This is a genomic window from Frankia sp. KB5, from assembly GCF_002099325.1.
Classification (GTDB): domain Bacteria; phylum Actinomycetota; class Actinomycetes; order Frankiales; family Frankiaceae; genus Frankia; species Frankia casuarinae.
Window position 1 is genome coordinate 23517 of record NZ_MRUJ01000166.1, and the last position, 6860, is coordinate 30376.

Annotated in this window: 6 protein-coding genes and 1 tRNA gene; 2 read left to right on the forward strand and 5 right to left on the reverse strand. The window is 69.6% G+C overall.

Translation table 11 applies throughout. From position 1 onward, the window contains the following. Positions 1–208 precede the first annotated feature (208 nt). Positions 209–985: a polysaccharide deacetylase family protein gene (locus KBI5_RS16465; protein WP_232235200.1), complete on the forward strand. Its 777-nt coding sequence runs from the start codon at positions 209–211 to the stop codon at positions 983–985. Here KBI5_RS16465 and KBI5_RS16470 read toward each other — a convergent pair. Continuing rightward, positions 970–2541, reverse strand: coding sequence for an aldehyde dehydrogenase family protein (locus KBI5_RS16470; protein WP_085015744.1), 1572 nt, complete (start codon positions 2539–2541; stop codon positions 970–972). The genes KBI5_RS16465 and KBI5_RS16470 overlap by 16 nt on opposite strands. A 520-nt stretch (positions 2542–3061) precedes the next feature. Here KBI5_RS16470 and KBI5_RS16475 point away from each other — a divergent pair. Continuing rightward, positions 3062–3778: a response regulator transcription factor gene (locus KBI5_RS16475; RefSeq protein WP_085015739.1), complete on the forward strand. Its 717-nt coding sequence runs from the start codon at positions 3062–3064 to the stop codon at positions 3776–3778. A gap of 77 nt (positions 3779–3855) precedes the next feature. Here KBI5_RS16475 and KBI5_RS16480 read toward each other — a convergent pair. From KBI5_RS16480 to KBI5_RS16500, 4 genes are all read right to left on the reverse strand, one after another. Next, positions 3856–3931 (reverse strand) — tRNA-His (locus KBI5_RS16480). A gap of 191 nt (positions 3932–4122) precedes the next feature. Continuing rightward, positions 4123–4839, reverse strand: a complete 717-nt coding sequence (gene orn, locus KBI5_RS16485) for an oligoribonuclease (RefSeq protein ID WP_347272515.1) — start codon at positions 4837–4839, stop codon at positions 4123–4125. A gap of 85 nt (positions 4840–4924) precedes the next feature. Then, positions 4925–5419: a hypothetical protein gene (locus KBI5_RS16490; protein WP_085015740.1), complete on the reverse strand. Its 495-nt coding sequence runs from the start codon at positions 5417–5419 to the stop codon at positions 4925–4927. Between the two features lie 604 nt (positions 5420–6023). Next, the coding region (locus KBI5_RS16500) for a S16 family serine protease (protein ID WP_277870110.1) at positions 6024–6860 on the reverse strand (837 nt) is incomplete at its 5' end.

Consider the following 6860-nt stretch of genomic DNA (forward strand, 5'->3'; position numbering starts at 1 on the left):
GACATTACTGAACGTACCGCCCATAGCTGTTCTATCCAGAGACCCGAGTAGCTCCGCTAGCGCGGGCGGTCGTGGCCGAGACGGAGGCTGGGGGCGGGGCATGGCGGTACCCGTGGCGGTGGGCATGGGGGCGCCGGTCGGAAGGCGAGACCGGATCTGTGGGAGAGTTTTTGCCATGACGCGGTCCGTTGCGACGCGCAGGCCCGCCATGGCACGCCGTGCCGCCGCCACGGCGTTGACCCTGGGCGGCGCGGCCGGGCTCACCTACGGCATTCCGTCGCTCACCACACTGCGTCGACTACGGCTGCGGTGGACGCCGGCGCTCGCAGGGCTCGGCGCGCCCGATCACGTCGCGCTCACCTTCGACGATGGTCCGGATCCCGTGTCCACGCCACAGTTTCTCGACGTGCTCGCCGAACTCGACGTGCGGGCGACGTTCTTCGTCCTCGGTGGTCTGCTGGAACGCGCACCGACGTTGGCGCGGGAGATGGCCGCCGCCGGGCACGAGCTGGCCGTGCACGGCTGGGATCATCGCCCGATGCTGTTGCGCGGTCCCCGCTCCACGCACGACCATCTCGCCCGCACCCGGGACCTGGTCGTCGAGATCACCGGTCGCGCGCCGCGGTTCGTCCGGCCGCCGCACGGCATCCTCTCGGCCGGGCTGCTCGTCGCGGCCCGCCGCCTCGACCTCAGCCCCGTCCTGTGGTCGGCATGGGGACGCGACTGGACGGCCGAGGCGACGCCGGGCAGCGTGCTGGGCACCCTCGCCCCCGACCTGTGCGGGGGCGCCACGGTGCTGCTGCACGACTGTGACTGCACATCGGCCCCCGGGGCCTGGCGCAGCGCGCTCGGGGCTCTGCCCGGGATCGCCGCGCGCTGCGACGACGCCGGCCTGCGCCTTGGACCACTCGCCGAGCACGGCCTACCGGCCTGGTCGAATCCTCCTTCTGGCAGGAGCGGCCGGGCAGGTCAGACGGCCGGGTAGAGGGAGTAGCTCGGGAAGTTGCCGACGAGCCGCTCGTCGGCGTCCGTGCCTACGGTGACGGCCCTGGCCAGATGGACACCGCCGACGAAGGCCCCCTTCCAGGAGGCGCCGCGGCCACCGAACGGCTCGTCCCGGTCGCCGCGGGAGCGCGGCTTGTTGACTCCGACCTTGAACGCCTGCAGCTCCCCGGCGAGCCGGCGGGCATGGGACTCGTCGTCGCAGGCCAGTGAGGCAACCAGCGCGCCGTTGGAGGCGTTCATCGCCGCCAGCAGCTCAGCCTCCGAGTCGACGACGACGATGGTGTCGACCGGGCCGAACGGCTCCGCGTGGTGCAGCGCGGACGACGCCGGCGGGCTCAGGATCGCCACCGGCGGCACGTAGGCGGAGGTGTCCTGCCCGGGGATGAACCGGCCGTCCGCGAGGTCTCCGCGGTAGATCGGCACGCCGCCCTTCGTGATCGCCTCGTCGATCTTCGCGGCCAGCTCGGTCGCCTTGTCCGCGGTGATGACCGGGCCGTAGTCCAGCTCGGGCAGCTGGTCGGTGTCGTCGGCGACGGCGAGGGGATGGCCGAACCGGACGCCGGAGACCACCGGCAGGTACATCTGGAGGAACCTGTCGAACAGTTGGCGCTGGACGACGTAGCGGGGGTAGGCGGTGCAGCGCTGCTTGCCGTACTCGAAGCCCTTCTTCAGATGGGCGGCGAGCACGTCCCACTGGGAGAAATCCCAGATACCCCAGGCGTTGAGGCCCTCCTGCTCTAGGAAGTGGYGCTTACCGGTGTCGACCAGGGCAGCGGCGACCTGGCCACCCGCCGACCGGCCGCCCAYGAAGGCCAGGCAGCCGATCTCGGGGGCGCGGACCAGCGCCGAGCTCAGCCGGGAACCCGATCCGGAGACCAGCGAGACCKGCAGACCCTCCCGGCGGGCCAGTGCGCTCGCCAGGGTCAGGCAGGCGGCGCCGCCGTCGGTCGGGGTCTTGGCGATGGTGCCGTTGCCGGCGAGGATCTGGACGAGCACGGCATGCATGAGCACGCTCATCGGGTAGTTCCAGCTGGCGATGTTGCTCACCGGACCGGGTAGCGGGGTGCGCCCGGCGATCATGCCGTCGATCTCGTCGATGTACCAGCGCACCCCGTCGAGGGCACGGTCGACGTCGGTGCGCGCCAGTCGCCAGGGCTTGCCGATCTCCCAGACGAGCAGGAGAGCCAGCAGGTCGCGGTGGGCGTCCATGGCGTCAACGGCGGCGCGTACTCGGGCCTTGCGCTCGGGCAGCGCCACGTCGCGCCAGTGCTTGTGGTCGTCGAGAGCGGCCCGGATCGCATCCCGGGCCTCGTCCTGCTCGATCATCGGGGGCCCGGCGATCGGTGTGCCGTCGACGGGGGACAGGCTGTGCAGTGGATTTCCAGTTCGATGCCAGTGCCCGCCCCAGAGATTACGGAGGCGGTCCTCGTCGAACGCCTCGGGGGCAACCTGGCGGCAGGTGGTGAACGCCTCGGACCAGGTGGTACCCGGCTTAATGTGGAGTCGTGGCTGGGAGCTGCTGGATGCTGCGGCCATACCGGTGATATTKACGGTCATCCGCCGATCACGCCAGGCAAAGCGGCCCACTATTTCGAGGATTCTTAGATGACTGTATCAGATTAATAACTCTCGGTAATTTCCTGCATAAACCGTCATGTGGTCACTCATCGCCCCCGCTCGATATCCAATGATCTTGCTGGTGCTGCTGCTGGTGCTGCTGGTGCTGCTGGTGCTGCTGGTGCTGTTGGTGCTGCTGGTGCTGCTGGTGCTGTTGGTGCTGGCTTGCCGCTCTGGTCGCCGGGGTCGTTGCCAGGAGGAAACCGGGCGCGACTCGCCACGCGAACATGGTCCTATGCGGGTGGGTGRCAGCGTCCACCGCGTACTATTTCCGGCATGTCGGATGCGTTTATCGGGCAAGATGGTGGCACCACTTCGGCGCCGTCACGACCTCGGGTGTGTACTTCATCACGTAGAGTGGGATGGTGTCCGAACCGCCTTTCGTTCGCGTCCGGGTTGCCGCCGCTCGGACCATTCGATCCTGATTCCCGGATGTGTGATGACGGCCAGTGTCGTGCCGCCGTCGGCCGCTGAAGCCGACTCCGTCGAGGGCTCCGCGCTGATCCGGGTCCTCGTAGTAGATGATCATGAGTTGTTCCTTCAGGGCCTGCAGACGGTCCTGGAGATCGAGGAGGACATCAGCGTCGTCGGCCGGGCCGGTAACGGTCAAGAGGCTCTGACCTTGGCCTCCGGGACATCGCCGGACATCGTCCTGATGGATGTCCGGATGCCGGGCCGGRACGGGATCRCCGCGGCGGGTRCCATCAAACGTGCTGTTCCGCGCACGCGTATCGTGATGCTCACGGTCTCGGACGAGGAGTCTGACCTGTTCGAGGCGATCAAGGCGGGTGCGGTCGGGTACCTGCTGAAGTCGATTCCGCCGCACGAGGTGGCCGACGCGGTGCGGGCTGTCCACAATGGGCAGAGCCTGATCAGTCCTTCGATGGCATCGAAGTTGATGGTCGAGTTCGCCACGATGGCCCGGGGTACCGAGGACCGTCCTCGGGCGCACGCCCCGCACCTGACCGCGCGAGAACTCGAGGTACTGAAGCTGGTCGCTGAGGGGCGCGCGAACCGCGAGATTGCCCGCAAGCTGTTCATCAGTGAGAACACGGTCAAGAACCACGTTCGTAACATCCTGGACAAACTGCAGCTGCACTCGCGGATGGAGGCCGTGATGTACGCGGTTCGTCAGGGGCTGTTCGACATCGAGTGAGCCCGGCGGGGCCRCACGGTTGCCACGGTGGGCCTCTGTCCGCCAACCCGCGGGGCCTGGTCGGCGGGATATTGCTCTGGGGTGGGTGACGGGACTTGAACCCGCGGCCACCGGGACCACAACCCGGTGCTCTACCAGCTGAGCTACACCCACCAGAACCTGGCTGCCATGCCGAAGGAGGAGACCCGGCCGGACCGGAGATCCTCCGACCGGTGCGAATCCGGGATATTCCGAATCCGGGACGTTCCACCCACGCCGCCTGACCAAGCGAAGCTATCGTACCGGTCCGCGCCACTGGATGGGCAAGGGGGTTACCCCGGTCATGCCCGCCGCGCTCTGCGAGATCACTGCCCGTTCAGGCGGGCGGTGGAAGGTCTCCCGTCCAGCCGCGCGGGTGAACCGGCCGGGTCGTCCGGTTGCGGGTGCTCGGAGCCTCCGGCGGTCAGGGAGGCCAGCGACGCATCGGCCTGGTCGCGGATCTCGGCGGCGATCGCGCGGGCCTGCTCGGTGCCCGGCCCCGGCTGGGGAACGAACACGGCCCGTCGGTAGTAGCGCAGCTCCTCGATGCTCTCCTGGATGTCCGCCAGGGCCCGGTGGCCGCCGCGTTTGACCGGAGCCGCGTAGTAGGCCCGCACGTACCAGCGGCGGGCGAGCTCCTTGATCGACGAAACGTCGATCATGCGGTAGTGCAGGTGAGCGTCCAGCGACGGCAGATAGCGTGCGAGGAAGGTGCGGTCCGTGGCGATCGAGTTGCCGCACAACGGGGCCTTGCGCACCTCGGGAATCCGGGTGCGGACGTAGTCGAGGAGCTGGCGCTCCGCGTCGTMGAGGGACAAGGTGGACGCCCGGACGGCGGCGGTCAGGCCCGAGGCCTCGTGCATCTCGCGGACGACCGGCTCCATGGTCTGCAGCGCCTCCTCCGGCGCCGAGATGACCAGGTCGATGCCCTCGTCGAGGATGTTGAGCTCACTGTCCGTGACCAAGCAGGCCACTTCCAGGAGTAGATCCGACGCGGCGTCCAGGCCGGTCATCTCGCAGTCGATCCACACCAGTCGATCCATCCCGCTGACACTATGGTCTGCGGTCGCCGTCGTCACGTGCACCCTCGGGTTCTCGTCGTATGGCTGAGTGCCCGCTCCGTCGAGATCATCCTATAGTCCCTGCTCCGTTACTGACGGTGAAGCTGATGGAGATCTGAGTGTTCCYGGCTCCGACCAGGATCGCGGTCAGGGTGTACAGCCCGTCCGGGACCTCGGAGGTCTGCCATCCGCCGGGATGCGGCGTGAACAGGTACGGCGGGCCTGGGAGATCCCGCCGGTACGGCCCGGTCGGTCCGTTCAGCACGTACGTCAGGGGGCCGGCGTAGCCCGTCGTTTCCACCCGGATGATGCGGAAGCCGGAGATGGTCTCGCCCTGGTGGATGCCGGCGAAGGTGAACGGTGYGACGGACATCGTCGACGACGGCGTGGGCATGGCGCCCGGGCCGGACCGGGATGGACGACCGTCGGGTGCGGGGGATGCCGCCGGGGTCGGACCGGACCGGGGTTCCTGGCTGTGATAGCCKAACACCAGGATCGRCATCAGGACCAGGGCAGCGAAGAACAGCGCAAGACCGACCCAACCCCGCCTGAGGGCATCCACGCTGACTGCGTCCCTCCGCCATGCCGCCCATGGGTTCGGGTCACTTTAATGGGCGGGAAGGTGATCGACTCCCGCGGCCTGGGACCGACCGGGATCGAAGCGCGCAGTCGGGCCGGGGGAGGGAGGAAGTGGGCCGACGGCGGGTTGACGGGCACGCCGCCCGCCGCGGCGTCGGATCGGTATGGGTTGTCCGGATCGGCATGGGTTGTCCGGATCGGCGCGGGAGGCGCAGCCGCTTGTCGATGCGGCTGCCGAGGGCAGAACGATCTAGCGGGTGCGCCTGCGCCGGCCGGGTGGCCGGTTCGGCGGATGGGCGGGCCCGCGATTGTCCCGCGGTCGCTGGCGCACCCCTTGCCGACTGAGCCCCAGGATGCGCTGCTGTGCGATGCGCTCCTGCCGAAGACAGCGACCACGATCCACGCCCCGACCGTAGCCGCCATCTGCGTCTTCCGCGTCCCTCGTCACATGGTGTTTACCTTGTCCCCGGCGTGTCGCTGGCTCTCGCTCACCCTCCTCCCCGGCCCCTGGGCCGCCCCTGGTCGGCCTTCGGACGGCCGGTGACCCTCAGGGCCGGCGGGTGACCCTCAGGGCCGGCGGGTGACCCTCAGGCGGCCAGCGGGGTGGAGGAGCGCCCGCCGTGGCCCGGCCGGTCGGCGCGCCCGGTGGCGAAGGCGGGCTCCAGGGCCAGGTCCAGCACCTCCCGGACGTCGGTCACCAGGTGGACGGTGAGCGCGTCGCGCACCGGCGCCGGGACGTCGTCCAGGTCCGGGCCGTTACGCGCCGGCAGCAGCACCGTGGTGATGCCGGCGCGGTGCGCGGCGAGCAGCTTCTGCTTCACCCCGCCGATCGGCAGCACGCGCCCGGTCAGCGACACCTCGCCGGTCATCGCCACATCCGCCCGGACCGGCCGACCGGACAGCAGCGACGCCAGGGCCGTCGTCATCGTTACCCCGGCGCTCGGCCCGTCCTTCGGCACCGCACCCGCGGGGATGTGCACGTGGACACCGCGGTCGGCCAGATCGCCGACGGGAAGTTCCAGCTCCACCCCGCGCGAGCGCAGGTAGGACAGCGCGATCTGCGCCGACTCCTTCATCACGTCGCCGAGCTGCCCGGTCAGGGTGATCCCGGCCCCGCCGGTCTCCGGGTCGGCCAGCGACGCCTCGACGAACAGGACGTCACCGCCGGCGCCGGTCACCGCCAGGCCCGTCGCCACTCCCGGGAGGGCGGTGCGCTCCGCCGACTCCGGGGTGTGCCGCGGCCGGCCGATGTAGCCGGGCAGGTTCCCGGCATCGATCGTCACCGGCAGGGTGGCCTCGCCGAGCGCCACCCGRGCGACGATCTTGACGGGGTAGAGAAAAGTTGCGATGACCCCAGATGTGGCAGGGGACCCCAGCGAGGCCCGCATGCTCGGGGCTTCGCCGGGGTCCCAAGGGCCAGCCGA